This window comes from Acidimicrobiia bacterium (assembly GCA_016650365.1).
Taxonomy (GTDB): Bacteria; Actinomycetota; Acidimicrobiia; order Spongiisociales; family JAENVV01; genus JAENVV01.
On sequence record JAENVV010000207.1, the window covers coordinates 1 to 21,777 of the forward strand.

Genomic DNA, 21,777 nt, shown 5'->3' on the forward strand with positions numbered 1-21,777 from the left:
TCAACGAGGTCGTCGATGGACCGGTCGGTGAACAACGACAGGATCACCAGGAGATTCGAGATTCCCGCCTTGCCTGCGACGTCATAGGCAACCTCAGACCCGGAGTCGGTCACTGCCCGCCTGAACTTCTTTACGATCGTGTCGGGCTCGTCGAAGACGAGAATCCGGCTTGACTCATCGGGATCCGACTTGGACATCTTGGCGGTCGGATCTTGCAGCGACATCACCCTGGCTCCAACTTCGGGGGTGATCTGTTCGGGGACTGGAAACGTATCACCGAACTTGCCGTTGAAACGCACAGCAATGTCACGGGTGAGTTCCAGGTGTTGGGTTTGATCATCGCCGACGGGGACCAAATGCGCCTTGTGGACGAGAATGTCAGCCGCCATCAGGACCGGATACGCGTAGAGTCCGAGTCGTTGGCCCGCCTTCTCGGATTTCTCTTTGAACTGCGTCATGCGGTTTAGTGCCCCGAGCGGTGTGTCAACTCCGAGTAACCACGCCAGTTCGGCATGCTGGGGCACCTGCGACTGGTAGTACAAGAGAGAATTGCCCGGATCAACACCGATGGCGAGCAGCGCTTTCGCAGTCGCCAGGCGAGAGGCCGCCAACTCCGCGGGGTCGTACGGAACGGTGATGGCGTGAAGATCCACGACGCAGTAGATGGCGTCATAGTCTTCCTGGAGCTTCACCCAGTTTTGGAGGGCACCGATGTAGTTACCGAGATGGATATTGCCGGTTGGCTGAATCCCGGAAAACACTCGCTTGCGATCAGGCACCTGCACACTCCTTGCCGACATGGAACACGGTCACAAAAAAGCCGGCTCGCGGTGTGAGCCGGCGTCGTTCGTTGCTTTTCACGAAAATCAGCCGCTTAGGCCAACCACCAAACCTGAACCTCAGATCTCATTGTGAACGCGATGATACGAGGAGAGAACGTTCGCTGCAAGGAACCGGCTACCGGGGTGGCAAAACTCCTCAAAGAAATCCAGGAGTTAGGCTGGTGGTAGTTCAGCCCTACTTTTCCGAGGACTCCGATGATCATCGACGGTTTCAGTCACGCACTCCCTGATAGCGACCCGGATGAGACCCAGGAGTGGATCGACTCTCTCGATGCGGTTGCCAGCGCCCGCGGCCAGGACCGGGCCCGGTTCCTGATGACCAAACTGCTCGAGCGCGCCAGGGAACTCAATGTTGGCGTTCCGGCCACGGTTTCGACGCCCTACGTGAATACGATTCCCCCTGAGGAACAGCCGTTCTACCCGGGCGACGATTTTCTTGAAAAGCGCATCCGTCGATTCGTCCGATGGAACGCCGCGGTCATGGTGATCAAGGCCAACCAGGAAGACCACGGGATCGGCGGGCACTTGTCCTCCTTCGCGTCGTCGGCAATTCTCTACGAAGTTGGCTACAACCACTTCTTCCGGGGAAAAGAAGCCGGCCTCCCCGGTGACAGCATCTACATTCAAGGTCACGCCGCCCCTGGGGCGTATGCCAGGGCTTTCATGCACGGACGTCTCACCGAGGATCAGCTCAACAACTTCCGCCAGGAAATAGGCGGGAACGGCCTGTCAAGCTATCCCCACCCCCGCTTGATGCCCGACTTCTGGGAATTCCCAACGGTCTCGATGGGCCTTGGTCCGATCAACTCGATCTACCACGCCCGGTTCAACAAGTATCTACACAACCGGAGCCTTGACGACACATCAGAGTCGCGGATCTGGTGTTTCATCGGCGACGGTGAAGTCGACGAACCCGAAACCCTTGGGTCCATTTCCCTCGCAGCCCGTGAGCAACTCGACAATCTGACCTGGGTCATCAACTGCAACTTGCAACGGCTTGACGGTCCGGTACGTGGCAACGGCAAAATCATCCAGGAGTTGGAAGCCATATTCCGCGGAGCGGGTTGGAATGTGATCAAAGTGATCTGGGGCTCAGATTGGGATGCGCTCCTGGCCTCGGATGTGGACGGCGCACTGGTAAACAAGATGAATAGCACCGTCGACGGGGAATACCAGCGGTACAAGACCGAATCGGGCGCCTACGTCAGGGAACACTTCTTTGGACCCGATCCTCGACTCCGCAAGCTCGTCCAGCACCTGACGGACGATGAAATATGGGCGCTCCGCCGGGGTGGGCTCGACCCTCACAAGGTGTACGCGGCGTACAAGGCGGCCACGGAACTCAAAGGTGCCCCGACGGTCATCCTCGCAAAAACCATCAAGGGATGGACGCTCGGACCTGATGTTGAAGGCCGCAACGCCACCCATCAAATCAAAGAACTAACCAACCAACAATTGCAGACCCTCCGGGTGCGCCTCCACCTCGAAGAGGATATTCCCGCCGAAGCCCTCGACGGTGACGCCGAACCTCCCTATTTCCGGCCGGCCGAGGATTCACCCGAGTTCCGGTATCTAACCCAGCGACGGGCAGCCCTCGATGGCCCGATTCCCCAGCGTATCGTCCGCGACCGCCGACCCTTGCAGCTACCGCCATCGACTGCGTTCGAAGAGGTCAAAGCCGGCAGCGGCAAGGTCGAAGCGTCGACCACGATGGCTTTCACGCGGCTCTTGCGGACCTTGTTGCGAGATGAGTCATTCGGCAAACGGATCGTCCCGATTATTCCGGACGAGGCACGGACATTTGGCATGGACTCACTCTTTCGCGAGTTCGGTATCTACGCATCCCAGGGGCAAAAGTATCAACCAGTAGACGGCGACATGCTGCTCTCGTATACGGAACGCAAGAATGGACAGATCCTTGAGGAAGGCATCACCGAAGCGGGGTCCATGTCGAGTTTCACGGCGGCAGGGTCTTCGTATGCCACCCGCGGGGTCCCCATGGTGCCGTTCTTCACCTTCTATTCGATGTTCGGTTTCCAGCGAGTGGGAGATTTGATCTGGGCCGCATCAGATGCCAGGGTGCGGGGCTTCCTCATGGCCGCTACCGCCGGTCGGACGACCCTCCAGGGGGAAGGGCTCCAGCACCAGGATGGACACAGCCTCGTACTCGCCTCCACCGTTCCCTACGTAGAGAGCTACGACCCTGCATTTGCCTACGAAATGGGCGTGGTCATCGAGGACGGTCTCCAGCGGATGTACGGCGAATCCCCTGAAGATATCCTGTATTACATCACCCTCTACAACGAGAACTACGCCATGCCCGCCCTCCAATCGGGAACCGAGGAGGGGATCCTGGCTGGCCTCTACAAGTGGAGCAATGCCCCCATCGAGTCACAAGCGACCATACTCTTCTCGGGGTCCGCACAAGGGGCCGCCCGCCAGGCCCAGGCCGATCTGGCCGACCGATATGGCGTCGGTGTGGAACTCTGGTCGGCGACCTCGTTCAACAAGCTTCGGTCAGAGGCACTTGAGGTCGACCGATGGAACCGGCTACACTCTGGAGAGCCGCCCAGAACCCCATACGTCACCGGGGTGCTCACGAATGCGGCGGGGCCGATCGTGGCGGTCACCGACTTCATGAGGGCAGTCCCCGACCAGATCTCCCGATTCGTCACGTCCGATTACACGTCGCTCGGAACCGATGGCTTCGGGCGTTCCGACACACGTACTCAGCTCCGCCGATTCTTTGAGATCGACACAGCACATATCGTCGTGACCGTCCTCGGCCGCCTGGCAGCAGCCGGCACGATTGACAACGCCATCGTGGCCGACGCCCTCGCGTCGTACGGGCTGGATCCGGACACGCCGGCCCCCTGGCTTACCTAGTCGACGCCAGTTCCTCGACAACGACCTGCTGGATCGACCGTTCGTCGCCGGACGGGGCGGTGAGGACCGGGAGAAGTGCCTGCAACGCCAGGGAGAAAACCTCGGCGGTCGGAGCGAAACCTCCGCCAACCACGATCTGCATCGTCATCCCCTCGGAAAGGGCCACCATAATGTCCGATAGCTGTGGCATCGTCAGAGGCTCTCGAAGTCGACGCCCCAGGCCGACCAGCATCGACTCATAGATCGGGATCATCGGGTCCCGAAAGTCCCGATACATGGCTCCCATACGGTCCCGAATGTCTGGCCGGCTTCGCATCAACGACCAGAGATGCGTCTGAATCGCAAAGCTCGGATTGGCGACAATCGCCTCAAGATTCACCACCGCCAGGCGTTCGATCTGCTCAAGAAACGGTAGATCTTTCACTTCGGCGTAGGCCACCGCGACTGCCTCGAATGTCGGGGACCGCTCGACCGAGAGGGCATAGTCGAGGAAGTCCGCCAGGAATGCTTCCCGATTCGGCCAGCGGTTGTAGAAAGCTCCTGTCGTCATATCAGCCCGGGCGGCGATGTCAGCAGCCTTGAGCTGCTCAAGGATTTTGGCGCCTACCCGCCGACCCGGCTCGCGATTCGTCGGCTCGAACCCGAACGATTCGACCACCAAATGCCAGGCTGCCTCAAGCAGGACTTCCCGACTATCAGACATACATTTCCGGTTGCGGGACGAAGATCATACCTACTACTATGCCTTCCGTTGTGAGCTTGGGAAAGTCCACACGCACAAGGGGGAATGAAGGAGTGGCGAACCACCAATACGGTGTTCGCCGCTTCTTTTTAACGGTGTTCCAACCGTTTTCAAATCAAACCGTCCCCCGACGCCATGCTCAGGTTTACCACGTTCTGTGGCGACACACCAGAGAACATTTGACCAGGCACTCCCATGAGGCAATACTGAGGTTCGTGACCATCACCAACACCATCATCATTATCGACTGAGCGCATACGCCTTCGTATGCGCCTTAACCCTTCGCCCCGCGGAGGGTTTTTTGTTGCCAAAGGAAACCCAATGACTCTTGAAATATATGACACGACCCTGCGCGATGGCTCACAACAGGAGGGCATTTCGCTGACCGTTGGAGACAAACTCCGCATTGCCGGATTGCTCGATGAACTCGGGGTGGATTACGTCGAAGGCGGTTGGCCGGGGGCCAACCCGAAAGACGACGAATTTTTCAAACGAGCCCGTACAGAATTGTCGCTTTCTCGAGCGGTTCTCACGGCCTTCGGGTCGACCCGGCGGCCCCGGTCAGCCGTGGAGAGTGACCCGCAGCTGCGGGCTCTGCTTGACGCAGACACCGAGGTGGTGTGTATTGTCGGCAAGGCATGGGATTACCACGTGCTCGAAGCCTTGCGAGCCGACCTCGATGAGGGCATCCGGATGGTTGCAGAATCGATCGAGTACCTTCGGGCCCATGGCCGACGAGTTTTCTTCGACGCAGAACACTTCTTCGACGGGTACGCCAGCAACGAAGATTTTTCGCTTGCGGTGCTACGCGCCGCCGCCGAGGCGGGAGCCGAACGTCTGGTGCTGTGCGACACCAACGGGGGGCGCCTTCCCAGTGACATTCTCGGGACCCTCGGTTCGGTGCAACGAGCACTACCCGCCTCTGAACTGGGAGTTCACTTCCACAACGACGCCGGTTGCGCCGTGGCATCCTCGATCGCGGCCGTCGAGGCGGGCGTACGACAGGTCCAGGGCTGCATCAACGGATACGGCGAGCGGACCGGCAACGCCGACTTTTCGACGCTCCTGCCTGATCTATCGATCAAGATGGGAGTCGAGGTTCTCGGCGATCGCAGCCTCTCTCGTCTCTCTTCGATCGCCCATCATGTGGCCGAAGTGGTGAATATTTCCCTCGCTCCCCACCATCCATACGTCGGGTCGTCGGCCTTCACCCACAAGGCCGGCTTGCACACCTCGGCTCTCGCCAGACGACCTGACGCCTACGAGCACACCGACCCGAAGAACGTCGGCAACCGGACCCGGATGGTTGTTTCCGAGCTGGCTGGAAAAGCGAGCATCCTCTCCAAGGCCGAGGAACTCGGCCTCACGGTCGACGACCAGTTCGCCGCCAGGATCATCGATCGCATCAAGGAGCTCGAACACGAGGGATACCACTTCGAGGCTGCCGATGGGAGCTTCGAGTTACTGGTGCGTCAGATGTCGGGGTGGGAGCAGCCGTTCTTCAAACTCGAGTCGTTTCGAGTCTTCACCGAGCGCCGCGCCCACGAAGAGGTGATTGCCGAGGCCACCGTCAAGGTGGTCGTGAATGGGGAACGGGTCGTGACCACGGGAGAGGGGGTCGGACCGGTCCACGCACTCGACCAGGCGCTCAAGGAAGCCTTGAAAGGAACCTATCCGGCAGTGGCAGATCTCCGCCTCACAGACTATCGAGTCAGGGTCCTCGACTCGAAGGACTCAACGGGCGCCAGGGTGCGGGTGCTCGTCGAAACGGCGGACCATGAGACCGCCTGGGGTACGATCGGCGTACATGAGAACATTATCGAGGCGTCCTGGAAGGCGATCACCGAAGGCATCATTGTCGGACTGCTTCGCCACGGGGACTCGTAACGCTCGGGTCATCGCCGGCACGGTTGTGCTGGCGATGACCGCTTGCACTTCGCCATCCTCCACCAAGGCGTCATTCGTGCAGTCGGCTCCGACGACCACCCTTACTCAGACCGTTCCCTCAACAACCGTCCGTTCAAGGCCCACCATTCCCGACCCCAGCCCGATCAAGAATCCGGTGATAGCAGTCAGCCGTTTCAGCGATTTCGAACTAACCATTCCGGGAGATTGGCTTCTCCTGACCCCGACGGTTGAAGAGCTCAGCTCGCTGGGGTCCGGCCTGGGAGCGTCGCTACCGGGAATTTCGGGGTCTGCTCTCGTGCAGGATGCCGGGGCGATCACCGAATTCACCGCGCTCTGGGCCCAGAGCGGCGATCTCGACGGCTTCCGGGAAAACATCCAGGTGCTGCGAATGATCCGTCTGGAAGGTCTCGATCTGTCGACTCTGTCCGAGGCGGCGATCGCAGACGTCAGCTCGTTGGGGTTAGTCAACCTTTCGAAGAGCGAGACCAAGATCGGCGGCCTGGTCGCCATCCGCTTGACCAGCCAGACCCCACCAGGCCCAACTGCCCCGGTTTTTCAATCGTCGGTATTTCTCCTCGGAGCCGACTTCGTTTGGATCATCAACTTCGCCACGGACGATCCGACCACCTTGAGCCTCTTTGAGGCAATGCTGGCGACGTTTCAGCTGCTCATCCCGAGCAACTGACGAACCATCATGGCGGTAGCCCCCCAGAGAATTTCTCCCTCAAGGTCATAGAACCAGACTTTCCGTCCATTCCAGGACTCAAATCGCCATGCCTCGGATCGAGACAACTCCCGGAGGGTCGGGAGGAGCACCTTATCAACCTCACGCGCAGAAGGGACAAGCACGGGATCGGATCCGAGAATCCCGACCACCGGAACGACATACAAACTGAACTGCACCGTATGGATGGAAGGAAGGAACCCGATAACCTCGACATCCCCTGGTTCAATACCCATTTCCTCGTGGGCCTCCCTAAGGGCCGTGGCAATTTCGTCGGCGTCGCCTGGATCGGCCCGCCCTCCAGGGAAGGCAAGGTGCCCGGCATGGGTTGGCATGGTCATGGGACGCTTGGTTAACACGACCCGCACATCTTCGCCATCAGGAAACAACGCTACGAGTACCGCCGCCCGTCTGGTACCGTCGGCTGGAGGCAAGTCGGCAACGAGACCGGGCAAGTCGTATGAGAGATCCATCTTCGCCATCCTACGACCCGCTAAGGTCCACGAGTGATCTGCTGTGCCTGAGCTGTCGATAGAGTCTCGATTCACGACTCGTTTCGAATTGCGCCCCTTCCAGAAGCGGGACATCGAGTCGCTCTATGAGGCAGTTACCGCCTCGATCCCGGAACTTGCCAGGTGGCTTCCGTGGGCGAGTTCGGCTTATGGACGGCTCGACTCCACCCGTTTTACCCGCGAGTCTATCCGGGCTTTTCGAGAGCAGCGGGCCTTCGACTTTGCGATTCGCAGCCTTGAGGATTCACGCCGCCACATCGGGAATGTGTCCATCTGGTTCGTCTCCCGAGGTTTTCGCAGCGGCGAAATTGGCTACTGGGTTCGGACCGATGAGGCAAGCTCCGGCATCGCCACGGAAGTGGCCGCCCGGATGGTCCAAGTCGGGTTCGAGGAGCTACACATGCATCGAATCATCCTCCGGATCGCGGTAGGAAATCTTGCGTCCGAGCGGGTAGCCGAAAAACTCGGCTTCACCCGCGAAGGGATCCTCAGGGAAGAGCTGGAAGTGCATGGGGTGTGGCTCGACCATACGGCTTTCAGCCTCCTCGAACACGAGTACAAGGCCAGAGCCGGGGCCATCAAAGCGTTGGCCGGATCACCCTCGAGCGATCTCCCTCGTCAAGACTCCCCCGTCGACTGCTGACGACATCACGATATTCGTGACTGTCTCGCCGTAGGGCGTCAATGCATACAACAGCTGCTCTAGGTGCTTGGTCGATCGCAAACGGGCTCGAATCACGTGATTTTCGCTACCCGTGACATGGTGACACTCGACGACCTCAGGCATGTTCTGGACGAGATCGTTCACTTTTCCAACGGAGGCAGCACTCGTCTTGACCCGGATGATGGCCCGGAGCGGTACCCCGAGTTTTTCGTGATCAACCTCGGCGCGGTATCCGGTGATAATGCCATCACGCTCCATTTTCCGGACCCGGTCAGCCACTGCCGGAGCAGTGAGTCCGACCTTGTCGCCCAGGTCTCGATAGCTGGCTCGGCCGTTTCGCTGCAACTCCTCAAGCAGCATCCACCCAATATCGTCGAGCATCAGATACTCCTCAAATTTGTAATTCTTGGCCTTTCCTTGCTCAAGGATCAGCCAGACGGACACCGGCAACTATAAATAAGGTGTTTTCTATTTTGACCAGCTGGATAATAGCCTCACCAGGATAAGCCCGCCATAAACATTGTCGGTCTTTGCCTAAAGCCTTGTTATCATTTGTCAAGAATACGAGAACACCTAAGAAAGGTTCGGCCGTGGCCGATTTCGAAACCAACTTCAAACACTTCTTGGCAGCATGGAACCGGCATCAGGACCTCAGGTCTACCGGAGCCCCCATTTCTTCGCTCTTTGACTCTCGCGTTCAACTGGACGTGTTGCGGGTTGACCTCGTTCGCAGCCTCCGGTAACCAGTCGTCGGCAGTCTCTCCTCCGACGCAATAGAGAAGGGGGCCCTTTCGGGCCCCCTTCTTCATTGGCTCTGTATGGCGGAGGACTAGAAGTCCATACCGCCACCACCGTGCCCGTGGTCTCCGCCACCGGCTGGTGAGTCTTCCTTGACCTCGGCGATCACGCCTTCGGTCGTCAACAGAAGCGCAGCAATCGAAGCAGCGTTCTGAACGGTCGACCGCGTCACCTTGGCCGGATCGATGATGCCTGCAGCAAGCAGATCCTCGAATTTGCCAAGTGCCGCGTTGTACCCGAAGCCGTCAACGCCATTGCGCACATGCTCTGCAACAACGCCGCCTTCAGCGCCGGCATTCACCGCGATCTGACGCAGCGGCTCTTCGAGAGCCTTGCGCACGATCGCCCGTCCGACCTTTTCGTCGTCGGTACCGCCGCGAAGCTTGTCGATGGCAGCTTCGGCACGGAGCAGCGCGACGCCACCACCGGGCACGATGCCCTCTTCGACAGCCGCCCGGGTTGCCGATACGGCATCCTCAATGCGGTGCTTCTTCTCTTTGAGCTCAACCTCGGTGGCCGCGCCAACCTTGATCACAACGACACCACCGGACAGCTTGGCAAGACGCTCTTGGAGCTTCTCGCGGTCCCAGTCCGAATCGGTATTGTCGATCTCACGCTCGATTTGCTTGATTCGAGCAGCCACGTCGGCTTCGGTACCGCCCCCATCGACCATGGTCGTGTTGTCCTTGGTGATGATGACTTTGCGAGACGTCCCGAGCATATCCAGGGTCACCCCGTCGAGCTTCAGGCCCACCTCTTCCGAGATAACCGTGCCGCCCGTCAGAATGGCTATGTCTTGCATCATGGCCTTGCGACGTTCGCCGAATCCAGGAGCCTTGACGGCCGCTGAGGAGAAAACGCCGCGGATCTTATTGACGACCAGGACCGCAAGGGCTTCGCCTTCAACATCTTCGGCCAACACCAACAACGGCTTGCCCGACTGCTGCACCTTCTCGAGCACCGGAAGCAGATCGTTGACCGAGCTGATCTTCTGGTTGGCAATGAGAATGTACGGGTTTTCGAGAACCGACTCTTGCGTATCGGCATCGGTGATGAAGTACGGCGAGATGTAGCCCTTGTCGAACTGCATACCCTCGGTGAACTCAAGCTCGATACCGAACGTCTGGCCATCTTCGACCGTAATGACGCCGTCCTTGCCGACCTTCTCCATCGCTTCAGCGATCTTCTTGCCGATTTCCTTATCCGCCGCCGAAATCGAGGCGACGTCAGCGATCTGAGCGTTGGTCTCGACCGGCTTGGAGAATTCTTCGAGGAACTCGACTACTTTCTCCACGGCTTGTTCAATACCGCGACGAACGCCCATCGGGTTTGCCCCGGCGGCCAGGTTACGAAGACCTTCACGAACCATGGCCTGAGCCAGAACCGTGGCAGTGGTCGTACCATCACCGGCTACGTCGTTGGTCTTGTTCGCTACTTCGTAGGCGAGCTTGGCACCCATGTTCTCCCATGGATCATCGAGCTCAACCTCTTTGGCGATGGTGACGCCGTCATTCGTGATGGTGGGTGCGCCCCACTTCTTCTCAAGAACGACATTCCGGCCCTTGGGGCCGAGGGTCACCTTTACAATATCTGCGAGCTTATTGACGCCCACTTCGAGGCCCTTGCGGGCGTCTTCGCCGAAACGAAGATCTTTCGCTGCCATCTATTCAATCCTCCTGATTACGAAACTACGGCGAGAAGATCACGGCTTGAAATGACCAGATACTCGGTCCCTTCAAGCTTGACTTCGGTGCCGCCGTACTTTGAGTAGACGACAACGTCGCCTTCTTTGACATCCATGGGAATGCGCTCACCGGAATCGGAAATCGCACCCGGCCCCACAGCGATAACATCGCCCGTTTGGGGCTTTTCTTTGGCCGTATCAGGGATAACAAGACCCGACGCGGTGCGTGAATCTTCATCCTCGCGGGCCTTGACGATCACCCGATCACCAAGCGGCTTCAGTTTCATAGCCACCTTCCTCCTACATGTTGACGGTTAGCACTCTCAGTCCGAGAGTGCTAACCAACATTAGCACTCTCCGGTGGTGAGTGCTAACCCGGCTATCGACCCGATTCCAACCAGCGGCAACCGATTCCCGGCTCCGCTCACTAGGCTGGCCCAATGGTTCGAGTCTTCCACTGTCGGTCGCACGATTCTGCGCTCTCCGAGTACAACTGGTCAGATCTGGCCTCGGTGTCGACAGAACCAGGCTGGGTTTGGATCGACTTATCGGATCCTTCCCAGGAGGAACTCGCCTACATCGATGAAAGGTATGGGGTCCAGCCGACCTCCAGCGAACTCGACCCTCAACGGGTCAGCGTCGACATCGGCGACGACCAGTTTGCAGTTTCCATACATGGAGCCGTTCCGAGCCCGCAGCATCAACTCATAACGTCAGAGATACGGATCATTGTCACGGAGTCATCGGTCGTCACTATCCATGCCCACAACGTCGTGGACTCGAACGCCGTGATCCGGCGCATCCAGGCATTGGACGCTAACGAGCAGACGCCCGGCGAAGTGGCTGCCGCGGTGGCACTTGACGGTTTGGCTGCCTACCAGGAGGACATCAAAGAACTCGACGAGCGCGTCGAGCGCGTCGAAGACCTGGCCATTGAGGGAGAGCCGACGACGCTCACCCTGTCGCAGACCATTCGCCGCGACGCCATTTTGTTACGACGGGTGATCGCTTCCCAGCGCGACACCGTGAGACGACTTGCCGACCCGCTAACTCCCAACCTGGACCCGGCTTCCCGCCGCTCGTTCGCAGACACTGGTGACGAGCTAGCCCGCATGATTGAGTCTCTCGACGTCACCAGAGGGCTGCTGAGCTCTGCCTTGGAAACCTACCGGGGCGCCGTAGCGGAGAGGACCAACGAGACCATGAAGGTTCTCACAGTTTTCTCAGCGATACTGCTGCCGCTTGCCCTGCTCTCGGGGATCTGGGGAATGAATTTCTCGTCCATTCCCCTGGCCGACCAACCGCACGGCTTTTTGAGCATGATGATCGCGATGAGCGTCGTCGCTATCGGGGTGTGGATCTACTTTCGACGACGGGGTTTCATCGGTGGGCCGAGATTGCGCGACATACCGCGCTTCGTCGGAATGTCCCTGGAATCCCTGGGCTCCGCCCCTCTCCGAGCAGCGACCAACCTCCTAAAAGGCCCCGAATCCACCAACCAGGATGAATAGCACAGCCGATCCACAACCAGTCGTCTCGGTGCCTATCCATCGTCGCGGCCGGAGGCTGGGACATGGGGTAAGGCATCGACTTCATCCTTTGTGAGTCGTAGAAACACCTCGTCAAGACTGATCCGATTGATGGCTCCCATTGGAATGGCAATGTCCCGTTTGCCCCACAGATGGCCACGTCGGAGCACAACATGCGTCACTGCACCCTTGCCATCGATGACAAACCCCTCGACGTGGCCGGCCCGATCCCCGTCAGCGAGATGAACAACACTCTCGCGCCGGATCTCCACCGTGTGCTCCGGGATCATGTCATAGGCGACTTCCACGAAGCTGTCGAAGGGGAGGCCGCTTTCGGGAAGTTCGGACGAAAACCCCGGCAATGTGAGCACGCGCTCGATGCCAATCTCCCAGCCATCTTCAACGGTGATCGGCTCGTCAATACCGACAAACGACGTGGATTCGACGTAGGGATAGTGGTCGAATTCTGCCCGATCACACTTGAGTCGAAGCACACCATCAGCTTCGGAGGCTACATCGCTAATCGGGACGAGCCGCGACAAGTGTTCGCGGTTGACCGGGTACACCACCAGATGGGTGACGGTCTTGCGGTCCGGATCGACAACCACGTCCCTGAGTCGACACTCAGCGTCATCAGCGAGTCGTAGCTGGGTATCAAGCTTCAGCTGCATTGTCTCTCCCAAATTGAGGAATGACTCCGTTGAAGTCTATGAACTTCCATCCAATAGCGCACCTAGTTCGCTGGAGAACCTGATGCGGCCGCCACGACGTTCTGGTGGATTTCTGCGGTCAGACGATCAATCTGTTTCGTCAACCGGGTGTTGAGTTCGAGCAACTCCTTCAGGTCAAGGTTTTGCCGCGAGACCAACTCCTGGCGTTGCATGAAACCCGCTGCGAGGTCTTCACGATGCTTGATGTCGAGGGCACTGTGGGCTTTGTCGCGATCAGCCTGGCGGGTTTGGGCAAGCAGAATCAAAGGCGCCGCATATGCCGCCTGCAGTGAAAAGGCCAAGTTGAGGAGAATGAAGGGATACGGATCCCACCGCTTGGCGACTGCCACTACGTTCACGACAATCCAGGCGATAACCAGGAAGGTCTGCCCGATCAGGAACCTTGGCGTTCCAAAGAACCTGGCGAAGGCTTCCGCCTTGCACCCAAAGGCGTCACCCCCAAAAGCTCCCTGCAAATGCTCGACTGACTTGACCACTCGTTCTGCGTGAGTTTCCATTCCGTTCTCCTTGCCCACTGTCCGAGGCCTCGATGATCATCCTTGTTAGCTGCGGTCCCTGGCTTTCGGGTCCTGCCGATAGAATTCCTGTAGCAGCAAGTACAACTCTGGTTCGGCGTCAGCCAGTTCGACCGGCAATACGAAGAATGCCTCGGTAGCAACCGCCAGGAATTCGGCAGGGTTCGTCGCCGCGTACGCGTCGATCGGCATCACCGTTCCCGCTCGTAGCCTCGCCAACAACTCCGGCATCTGTGCCCGCCACCGCTCGGACAGGGTGGCAGTCAGAGGTGGCACCCCATCGGCGGCGCCATTGCGCATATCGAGCTTGTGAGCGAATTCGTGCAAGACGACATTGTGTCCGCGCTCGGGATGCCGGGCATCATTGGCGACCCGATCCCACACCAATAACACCGGGCCATGCAACATTGCCTGACCGGCGAGCCTCGGATGATCGTCACTCACAACTCCCCCGTCGAGTCGACGGGATCCCCTTTGGACGACGACCCCTGGCGAGACGACGATGGCGGACACGTCGTCGTAGAAGCCATAGTCAAGTCCAAGAATCAACAGGCATGCCTGGGCAGCAATCAGCACCCGGACCTCATCGTCGGGCGAATACCCGAACACTCCCTCGATGGTCTTGTCGACGAGGAAGACCCGGATGAGCTCCTCCATCCGGAGGCGTTCGGTGGGTTCGAGGTTCGACCACCAGCTGAGCCGGGCAGCCAACAGCTGTCGATCCGATTCCTCAAAAGGTGTTTTCAGTGCTCGGGATGCCCGACGGTTCACTCGTTCCATGATTGACCTGAGGTAGATGCGCTCCCCATCGGAGATTCAGGCCGCTTCCCGGGTTCGGCCCAGCGTGAGCAGTCCGAAGAGAGCGCCGGCGAAAAAGAGAGCGTTGAGACCAAGCACGATTGCGCCGACCGCCACCAGAACTGGCGTAGTCACCGACGAAGCGACGAGCAGCAAGAATCGCACGAATGGGGCATCGGGATCTGCGGACAACTCTTCGGCAAAGACCGCCTGAACGAAGCCGATCGGTCCGATCAGGGTGGCGCCGAGGATGAACAAGCCAACGAACATCCCTGCCACGCTTCCCAGGATCCGCCATACGGCTCCTCGCCTGGCTTCGACCGTGGCAGGAACATCTCTCCGCTGGAGCTCCCAGGCTGCCGAAATCACATCGCGGAACATCTTGAGGCGTCGGCCCATCCCCTCCCAGAATCCGAACTTTGCCTCTTTGACGGTCTGGCTAATGCCTTTGAAGACGTGGTACTTGAGACCGCCTCCGTGATAGATGGCGTAGAAGTTCAAGCCGGCCTCGATCCGGAACCGATCCTTGTACCGGTCGGGAAGTCGGAGCCACAAATCCTTCGTGAGCGCCCGTTCGCCGCCGAGCAACGGAATGAAGGCCATGAGTAGATGCAGGTAGTAGATCTTGCGGTTTCGCATGAGGATGAACATTTCACACGACCCGTCCATGACGGGCCGTATGGTCTCGCGGATCATGTGATGGGTCAGTCCGATGATGTCTGCGTCCGCAAAGAAGATCAGGTCCGTCGACGCGTGCTGCACGCCAACGTCCATGGCATGACCCTTGCCCTGGTTTGGTTCTACCCGCAGGTAGGTAACCGGGTATCGACCAACTACTTCCCGCGTCCCATCGGTCGATCCGTCGTCGACTACGACAACCTTGTCGAACCCGTTGTAGCTGGTCAAGACGTCGAGCACCACTCCGATTCGGGCTGCTTCGTTGTAGGCAGCTACGACAGCTGTGACGCCACGAGACGACGGTTCAGAACCCACGCTCTCCCTTTCTTCAGCATGACCGCCAACACCAACAGAATCGGTAGCCCGTACTCGATCCTGGTCAGATCACCATTCAGATTGGCAATGCCTTGGCTGGCCAACCAGCCGATCGGCACCAACACTGCCAGCCAGGCAAGCGTACCGATGGCGTCGAAGACCACAAACGTGCGCGTCGGAACCTTTCGTGACGCCATATAGACGATCGACAGTGTCCGGGTACCCCACAGGAATTTCACGAACAGCAGACCGCGATGGGGATGTTCACCAACCATCCCATCGAGACGGTTGGTCAACCGATAAAACGACGCCGCCCTCTCCTCGTTACCCCTGATCTTGTGCATCGTCCGATCGGCCAGTTTGAACCACATCGTGTCCGAGATCAGCGTCCCAAGGAATGACCACAAGACCACCGACGTGACCGGCCATTGACCGTGAGCGGCTAGCCCGGATGCGGTCAACACGACCGAGTCACCGAAGAAGAAGGTTCCGGCCAGGATGATCCACGAGTGATATGACGTCAGCCATGTCGCCATGGAAGCATCGGCCACAACGACCATCTCTAGGGATGCGCCGTCAGGTCGTTGGAAGCGTCCAGGAAACGCTGACGGGCCGCCAGGATTTCTTTGACAGCTCCGGTTACGCCTTCCCAGTCGCCGACATCGGACATCTTGGACGGCTCCAGAGCCTTATAGACCTCAAAGAAATGCTGAATCTCCTGCAGGAGAAACGGCGGAACATCTCCGAGATCATTCGTGGTGGCCCAACGGGCATCACTCCGCGGAACTGCGAGAACCTTGGCATCGGGGCCAGCCTCATCGGTCATCCAGCAAACCCCGATCGCTCGAGCCCGGACGCGACAGCCCGGAAATGTCGGTTCGTCCACCAGGACGAGCACATCGAGCGGGTCGCCGTCTTCGGCAAGCGTGTCAGGGACGAACCCGTAGTCAGCCGGGTACTGGGTAGCCGTGAACAGCGTGCGATCAAGCCAAATTTCACCCGTGACGTGATCGACCTCGTATTTGTTGCGCGAGCCCCGGGGGATCTCGACGATCACATCGATATCAGTTTCCATCATGCCCTCCAACGGTGCTCGACGCAGGGTAACGGGTACGCCGCCCTAGCAGCGAAACTCCGTCACTTGGAGTCTGCCTCAACGGTCGGGATTGGCTCGACGTCACCGATCACCTCTGGATCGGTGGGCTTTCACGACAGGACTATGACCCGCCCCTATCGGATAAGTTCTTGCCCGTATCGGAGATGTCAACAATGTTCCGGTAGGTGGGATAGGCAAGATCGACGAGCGGTTCAGCGGCGAAGCCGTCGAGGATCACTGTCCAAGCCGCTTCATCGGCGCCTCTCCGCTTGCGGGGGTCAACCAGAAACCTGCCGGTTAGCTGAACACCCGAGTCTTTGACCGTCATATAGACGATCGGAGAGAGCGAGCCCACCTTTATGTTGTACTTACGGGCGGTCTTGCGAAGCTCGGCCGCGCTTGTCTCAAGCGAGCCAATGCCATGTTCTTTCACGGCTTTGTCGACAATCGCCCGAGCCAGGCGCCAGTCCGATTCAAAGGTGACAAGAACGGCGAGCTCGTGCCAGACATACTCAAAGCCTTCGGTGTAATTGGCGATCGACTGGGTGAAGACGATGCCGTTCGGGACGTGAAGCAATCGACCAGTCGATTGATCAGCGTCAACCATGTGACCGCCGACTTCGAGCAACGTGAAGCGGAACAGACGAACGTCGACCACGTCCCCCTTGAGCCCACCAACTTCGATACGGTCACCAATCTTGAATGGCCGTCGGATGAGAATGAAGGCCCACCCGACGATGTTCTTGAGTAGGTCAGACAGACTGATCGCAATACCGGCCGACACAATGCCGATATAGGTGGCGAGATTACTGAATGCATTCACCCAGATCCAGGCCAGGGAGATGCCGATCAGGATCACCGCAGAATAGGCCAAACCCTTATCGGCACGATAAGAGAACTCTGGTTCCTGGGTCCGGTGGATGGTGCGAAGCGCCGCCCACCGGGCGAGGACCACGATCAGCACGACAACAACCGACCCGATCGTCTTGCCGGCGATCACGGGGTCCAAGCCCATCTGGGTGAACAAGTTGGTCACGAACGTCTCCCCCAATAAGAAGGTGCGGGGCCCGATCGAGCCCCGCACCTTCAACCATACCGGTCCTAGTTGTTGCTACCGTCGTTATTGGGGAGCATCTTGCGCCAGTAGTCCTCGGCAGGCTTGATGCCGCCAACTCCGAAAGCGATGGCCATTGCCACACCCGTGCTGGCGACGACCGCGATGAACAACGTGTTCACAATGTCGGCAGCCACCCCGAGGGTGTTGAGGGCGGCAAAGGCACCCACCACGATGAACGTCCAGCGAGCCGCTCTGGACACCCACGCCACCCCCTGAGCCTCAGCCCAAGGAGCTGAGATATCGGCGACGAACGAGCCGATCGCAGCTGCAATGACGACGATGACGATCGCCACGGCCACCAACGGGAGGTAGGCCAGCAAGGCGGCCAGGAGGATCGTCAACGAGGCGACGTTCAAAACCTAGGCGGCCATCAACAAGACCACCAGCAATGCCATCCAGTAAATGATCCTGGCGACCAGAGAACTCGCCGTGTATCCAGCCTTTTGGAGAGCGCCCGAGAGACCGGCTCGATCGAGAAGACGATCCAACCCGAGACGCGTCAGGACGTTCTCGAAGACGGTACGGATGATCTTGGCCACAAACCAGCCGACCAACAAGATAATGAAGGCACCGATCAGCTTCGGGGCGAATTCGATCACTCCGGCCCAAGCATTGCGTAAGCCTTGGGAAACACCGTCTGTGAAACTACTGACATCTACCTGTGCGAGCATGTTCTTCCTCCTCGTGGACAGTACTCATCGATAAGACCCACCCGATACCGCGAAGTTCTTGACTAAAGCAAGAACTTTCTGACACCCATCCGTGTCAAAGCGCCGTGCACGTCTCCGGACCTAACATGTCGATCCCTTGGACCATTGGACCGATCAAGAACTCGTCGATGCCGCACGGGGCGGCAGTGTGGCCGCGTTTGAGATCCTCGTGCGGCGCCATCAACCATTCATCGTGGCCTCCACCATGCGCGTGGTCCGCAACCGGGCAACCGCCGAGGACCTTGCGCAGGAAGCCATGTTCCGAGCCTGGCGAAAACTCGACGACTTCCGGGGCGACGCCCAGTTCCGCTCGTGGGTCTACCGGATTGCCACGAATCTGGCTCTCAACCACGTCCAGCGTTCCCGGGAGTCAACATCGGAAATCTCCGTTGAGCCGGCGCCGGCGCGATCAGCTGAATCGCTGGCGATGGCTGCCGAGGTCAATGAAGCCTGGGACACTGCGATTGCCTCTCTTCCGGAGGAACTTCGCCAACCCTATCTCCTTCGGGAAATCGACGGGTCGTCCTATCAGGAGATCGCCGAGCAACTCGGCATCCCTCTCAACACGGTACGCACCCGTATTCACCGTGCCCGCAGCGTCATGATGGACAGGATGGAACCATGGAAGTGAACTGTGGGATCAGCGACGAGGCCTTCGAGCACTTCCTGGCCGGTACCTCAGACGAACTCGTTGACCATGCCGCCGATTGCATCGATTGTCAGGCGCGGATGGAAGCCAGCCTCGACGAGTCCACGGCGAATTACATCGAACAGACCATGCGGGCCATCCGGATCCATTCGTTCACGCGCGAGACTTTGGAAGCCGCCGTCGACGTGAGTTCCCGCTTCGCCAAATCTGCTCTGCACTACCTAATGAAAGGCTGACCAAAATGGATGAATTCTTCGTCGTCGGGGGTGTCGTCGTCGCCGTCGTCATCATCGGTATGCTCGCCACGCGATTCATTCGTCGGTACGCCAGGCCTCTCATCGGGGAAGATTGGCACAAGAGCGTCGTTACGTTCATAGGGCTGGCAGCGGTCCTCGTCGGGTTGGGCGCGGTGGCGGTTGCTTTCAACCCGGAGACAACGGACACGCTGATCGTGACAATGGTTAAGTCCATACCGAGTCTGCTCCTCGCCGGTCTGATCATTGTGGCCGCGCTCGTCCTTGGCAGGATTGCCGGGACGCTGACTGGACGAGCGCTCCGGTCGTGGTCGAGTGTCGTGGCATCGAGGGCTGACAAAGCTGTGCGCATCACCGTGGTGACGTTCGGGGCGATCATCGCACTCGACGAACTCGGCGTTTCGACGCAGTTGCTTCTTATCCTCATTACCGCTGCAGCTGCCGCCATTGCGCTGGCCACCGCACTGGCGATCGGACTTGGATCGGTTCCCCTCGCCCGTCAGATTGCCGCCGGCCGCCACGTGTCTGACCGGTTTGCGATGGGCACGACCATCAGCGGTCCTGGTTTTCGGGGCAGAATTGTTGGGTTCGGATCCTCTTCGGTGCTTGTGGAAACGGAACCAGGCTCCCGGATCGAGGTTCCCAACGAGCTACTTCTTTTGAACCCTATCGGGGTCGAAACATCCCCAGAGGGGCCATCAACCGTTGAGGGCTAACACTCGATCGACCACCGATTCGGCGTCGAGACCGCAGTAGGTCAGGACGTCACCGGCAGACCCGAATGGCAGAAACTCGTCGGGTACGGCCAGGCTCGTTACTCGACCCGCCAGGCCAACATCGGAGAGCGCTTCGAGAACGGCAGCTCCAAACCCTCCCGAACGCACATTGTCCTCCAATGTGACGACCCGCTGATGTGCTCGAGCCCATTGCTCAAGACGGTCGTCCATCGGTTTGATCCACCGGGCGTTGACGATCGTGCACGACATGCCATGACTGGCGAGCTCCGCGGCGGCCTTTGAGGCAATCTCGACCATTCGACCTACCGCCATCAACACGACGTCCTCCCCCTCCTGCAGGACCTCCCATTCTCCAATCGTCATGGCAGGCGCCGGCAGATCAGGCATGGCCGAGACCGACAGCTTGGGAAAACGAATAGCGATCGGCCCGTCGTAGGCCACGGCGGCCGACATCATGGCGGCCAGCTCGTGGGCGTCAGCCGGAGAGCCGATAACCATATTCGGAATCATTCGCAGGTACGAGATATCAAAAACCCCATGATGGGAGGCGCCATCGGGTCCGGTGATTCCGGAACGGTCAATGAGGAAGGTGACGTTGTGTTTATGCAACGCGACCTCGTTGATGAGCTGATCGAACGCCCTGGCAAGGAAGGTCGAGTAGATCGCCACGACCGGCTTCCTACCGCCCATCGCCAGACCGGCCGCCAGCGTTACCGTGTGCTGCTCACAGATCCCGGTATCTATGACCCGCCGGTGGTCAGCGCCCTCCAAGTCGCTCAAACCCGTCGAGGAGACCATCGCCGCTGACAGAGCGATGATATCCCCATCCGTTTCCGCAAGGTCGGCCAGGACCGCCCCGGCGACATCGGTGAGCTTCAGAGAGCTGGAAGTGGGCTGACCGTTGGCAATATGAAACTCACCGACACCATGCAATTTGTCGACCGAATCGGCGATGGCTGGTTGGTAGCCCCGCCCTTTCTCGGTAAGTACGTGCACGATGGCCGGCTCGCCGAAATCTTTGGCCCGGCTCAGTGTCTCCTCGAGAAGCGGTATGTCATGGCCGTCGACCAAACCCGAATACTTCAGCCCGAGGCCGTCGAAGAACGTCGACGGCTGAATGATCTGCTTAACGGACTCTTTGACCCGTCGGGCCAGTTCGTCGGCGCCTTCACCGATCGCAGGCAGGTTTCTCAGTTGTTTCCCGACCATGCGTTTGATCCGCTCGTAGCGGGGATCAAACCGAAGGTGCCCGAGAGCCGCGATACCCCCAACGGTCGGCGCATACGACCGGCCATTGTCGTTCACGACCACGATCAGACGGGCCGGGCGGGTAACGGCGATGTGATTGAGCGCCTCGTAGGCAACGCCACCGGTAAGTGCGCCATCCCCGATCACGGCAATCGTAAAGGCGTCCGAGCCCGACTGTTCGTTGGCGAGGGCATTACCCAGGGCATATGACAGCGAGACGGAGGCATGGCTCGACTCGATGAAGTCGTGCTCGGATTCTTCTCGTGACGGGTAGCCAGACAGGCCACCCATTCTCCGTAGATTCGAAAAGTCATGACGACCGGTGACGAGTTTGTGAACATAGACCTGGTGCCCGACGTCCCACAAGATCTTGTCGACTGGCGAGTCGAACACCCTGTGTAGCGCCAGCGTCAATTCGACGACCCCCAGATTGGGCGAGAGATGACCACCGGTTTTTGAGATTCGATCGACGAGAAATTCCCGGATCTCTCCAGCAAGTTCAACGAGCTGTGCCTCGCTTAACGCGTCGAGGTCTCGAGGTGAGTTTATGGATGTCAGCAGGCCGCTCACGATGACTTTCGATCAGGGTCGCCTTCAGGATACCCAGTCCACACGGTACTTCATTCGAATCTTGCAGAAG

At 59.0% G+C, this 21,777-nt stretch carries 24 protein-coding genes; 8 read left to right on the forward strand and 16 right to left on the reverse strand.

The window, feature by feature from the left end:
- On the reverse strand, positions 1 to 800 hold an 800-nt coding region (gene trpS, locus JJE47_12440), incomplete at its 3' end, for a tryptophan--tRNA ligase (protein MBK5268233.1).
- A gap of 237 nt (positions 801 to 1,037) precedes the next feature.
- Between trpS and aceE the strand changes: the two genes are divergently transcribed.
- Complete coding sequence (aceE, locus tag JJE47_12445; GenBank protein MBK5268234.1) at positions 1,038 to 3,728, forward strand: pyruvate dehydrogenase (acetyl-transferring), homodimeric type; 2,691 nt, start codon at positions 1,038 to 1,040, stop codon at positions 3,726 to 3,728.
- Here aceE and JJE47_12450 read toward each other — a convergent pair.
- A complete protein-coding gene (locus JJE47_12450) occupies positions 3,721 to 4,431 on the reverse strand; it encodes a TetR/AcrR family transcriptional regulator (protein MBK5268235.1) in 711 nt (236 codons plus the stop codon). The genes aceE and JJE47_12450 overlap by 8 nt on opposite strands.
- A 360-nt stretch (positions 4,432 to 4,791) precedes the next feature.
- Between JJE47_12450 and JJE47_12455 the strand changes: the two genes are divergently transcribed.
- Entirely contained in the window at positions 4,792 to 6,357 is a 1,566-nt protein-coding gene (locus tag JJE47_12455; protein ID MBK5268236.1) for a citramalate synthase, read from the forward strand.
- A 76-nt stretch (positions 6,358 to 6,433) separates the two neighbouring features.
- Positions 6,434 to 7,063, forward strand: coding sequence for a hypothetical protein (locus tag JJE47_12460; GenBank protein ID MBK5268237.1), 630 nt, complete (start codon positions 6,434 to 6,436; stop codon positions 7,061 to 7,063).
- Here the strand turns inward: JJE47_12460 and JJE47_12465 are convergent.
- Complete coding sequence (locus JJE47_12465; GenBank protein MBK5268238.1) at positions 7,039 to 7,575, reverse strand: CoA pyrophosphatase; 537 nt, start codon at positions 7,573 to 7,575, stop codon at positions 7,039 to 7,041. The genes JJE47_12460 and JJE47_12465 overlap by 25 nt on opposite strands.
- 43 nt (positions 7,576 to 7,618) lie before the next feature.
- Between JJE47_12465 and JJE47_12470 the strand changes: the two genes are divergently transcribed.
- Complete coding sequence (locus JJE47_12470; protein MBK5268239.1) at positions 7,619 to 8,257, forward strand: GNAT family N-acetyltransferase; 639 nt, start codon at positions 7,619 to 7,621, stop codon at positions 8,255 to 8,257.
- Here JJE47_12470 and JJE47_12475 read toward each other — a convergent pair.
- The 3 genes from JJE47_12475 to groES form a co-directional block, all read right to left on the reverse strand.
- Positions 8,210 to 8,722 carry an Lrp/AsnC family transcriptional regulator gene (locus tag JJE47_12475; protein ID MBK5268240.1) on the reverse strand — a complete coding sequence of 171 codons (513 nt, stop codon included), beginning with the start codon at positions 8,720 to 8,722 and terminating at the stop codon, positions 8,210 to 8,212. The genes JJE47_12470 and JJE47_12475 overlap by 48 nt on opposite strands.
- Positions 8,723 to 9,107: 385 nt before the next feature.
- Positions 9,108 to 10,739, reverse strand: a complete 1,632-nt coding sequence (groL, locus tag JJE47_12480; protein ID MBK5268241.1) for a chaperonin GroEL — start codon at positions 10,737 to 10,739, stop codon at positions 9,108 to 9,110.
- 17 nt (positions 10,740 to 10,756) lie between these two features.
- A complete protein-coding gene (gene groES, locus JJE47_12485) occupies positions 10,757 to 11,047 on the reverse strand; it encodes a co-chaperone GroES (protein ID MBK5268242.1) in 291 nt (96 codons plus the stop codon).
- 153 nt (positions 11,048 to 11,200) lie between these two features.
- Here groES and JJE47_12490 point away from each other — a divergent pair, with 153 nt between their 5' ends.
- Positions 11,201 to 12,271 (forward strand): magnesium transporter CorA family protein, encoded by a 1,071-nt coding sequence (locus JJE47_12490; protein ID MBK5268243.1) that lies wholly within the window; start codon positions 11,201 to 11,203, stop codon positions 12,269 to 12,271.
- Between the two features lie 32 nt (positions 12,272 to 12,303).
- On the opposite strand, the gene JJE47_12495 is transcribed toward JJE47_12490, so the two are convergent.
- The 9 genes from JJE47_12495 to JJE47_12535 form a co-directional block, all read right to left on the reverse strand.
- Complete coding sequence (locus JJE47_12495; protein MBK5268244.1) at positions 12,304 to 12,960, reverse strand: hypothetical protein; 657 nt, start codon at positions 12,958 to 12,960, stop codon at positions 12,304 to 12,306.
- Between the two features lie 62 nt (positions 12,961 to 13,022).
- A complete protein-coding gene (locus JJE47_12500; protein MBK5268245.1) occupies positions 13,023 to 13,517 on the reverse strand; it encodes a DUF1003 domain-containing protein in 495 nt (164 codons plus the stop codon).
- Between the two features lie 45 nt (positions 13,518 to 13,562).
- Positions 13,563 to 14,315, reverse strand: a complete 753-nt coding sequence (locus tag JJE47_12505; GenBank protein MBK5268246.1) for a zinc-dependent peptidase — start codon at positions 14,313 to 14,315, stop codon at positions 13,563 to 13,565.
- Between the two features lie 36 nt (positions 14,316 to 14,351).
- Positions 14,352 to 15,326, reverse strand: coding sequence for a glycosyltransferase family 2 protein (locus tag JJE47_12510; protein ID MBK5268247.1), 975 nt, complete (start codon positions 15,324 to 15,326; stop codon positions 14,352 to 14,354).
- On the reverse strand, positions 15,284 to 15,862 hold the full coding sequence (locus tag JJE47_12515) for a VTT domain-containing protein (GenBank protein ID MBK5268248.1): 579 nt from the start codon (positions 15,860 to 15,862) through the stop codon (positions 15,284 to 15,286). The genes JJE47_12510 and JJE47_12515 overlap by 43 nt, the downstream gene beginning before the upstream one ends.
- A gap of 26 nt (positions 15,863 to 15,888) precedes the next feature.
- Complete coding sequence (locus JJE47_12520; GenBank protein MBK5268249.1) at positions 15,889 to 16,401, reverse strand: inorganic diphosphatase; 513 nt, start codon at positions 16,399 to 16,401, stop codon at positions 15,889 to 15,891.
- Between the two features lie 142 nt (positions 16,402 to 16,543).
- A complete protein-coding gene (locus tag JJE47_12525) occupies positions 16,544 to 17,458 on the reverse strand; it encodes a mechanosensitive ion channel (protein ID MBK5268250.1) in 915 nt (304 codons plus the stop codon).
- A gap of 65 nt (positions 17,459 to 17,523) precedes the next feature.
- Positions 17,524 to 17,880, reverse strand: coding sequence for a hypothetical protein (locus JJE47_12530; protein MBK5268251.1), 357 nt, complete (start codon positions 17,878 to 17,880; stop codon positions 17,524 to 17,526).
- An 18-nt stretch (positions 17,881 to 17,898) separates the two neighbouring features.
- Positions 17,899 to 18,210 carry a hypothetical protein gene (locus JJE47_12535; protein MBK5268252.1) on the reverse strand — a complete coding sequence of 104 codons (312 nt, stop codon included), beginning with the start codon at positions 18,208 to 18,210 and terminating at the stop codon, positions 17,899 to 17,901.
- Positions 18,211 to 18,346: 136 nt separating this feature from the next.
- Between JJE47_12535 and JJE47_12540 the strand changes: the two genes are divergently transcribed.
- The 3 genes from JJE47_12540 to JJE47_12550 are packed head-to-tail and all read left to right on the forward strand — an operon-like array spanning position 18,347 to position 19,868.
- On the forward strand, positions 18,347 to 18,880 hold the full coding sequence (locus JJE47_12540) for a sigma-70 family RNA polymerase sigma factor (protein MBK5268253.1): 534 nt from the start codon (positions 18,347 to 18,349) through the stop codon (positions 18,878 to 18,880).
- Entirely contained in the window at positions 18,871 to 19,134 is a 264-nt protein-coding gene (locus JJE47_12545) for a hypothetical protein (protein ID MBK5268254.1), read from the forward strand. The genes JJE47_12540 and JJE47_12545 overlap by 10 nt, the downstream gene beginning before the upstream one ends.
- A gap of 5 nt (positions 19,135 to 19,139) precedes the next feature.
- On the forward strand, positions 19,140 to 19,868 hold the full coding sequence (locus JJE47_12550) for a hypothetical protein (protein ID MBK5268255.1): 729 nt from the start codon (positions 19,140 to 19,142) through the stop codon (positions 19,866 to 19,868).
- On the opposite strand, the gene JJE47_12555 is transcribed toward JJE47_12550, so the two are convergent.
- Positions 19,851 to 21,707: a 1-deoxy-D-xylulose-5-phosphate synthase gene (locus JJE47_12555; protein MBK5268256.1), complete on the reverse strand. Its 1,857-nt coding sequence runs from the start codon at positions 21,705 to 21,707 to the stop codon at positions 19,851 to 19,853. The two genes, JJE47_12550 and JJE47_12555, sit on opposite strands and share 18 nt — an antisense overlap.
- Positions 21,708 to 21,777 lie beyond the last annotated feature (70 nt).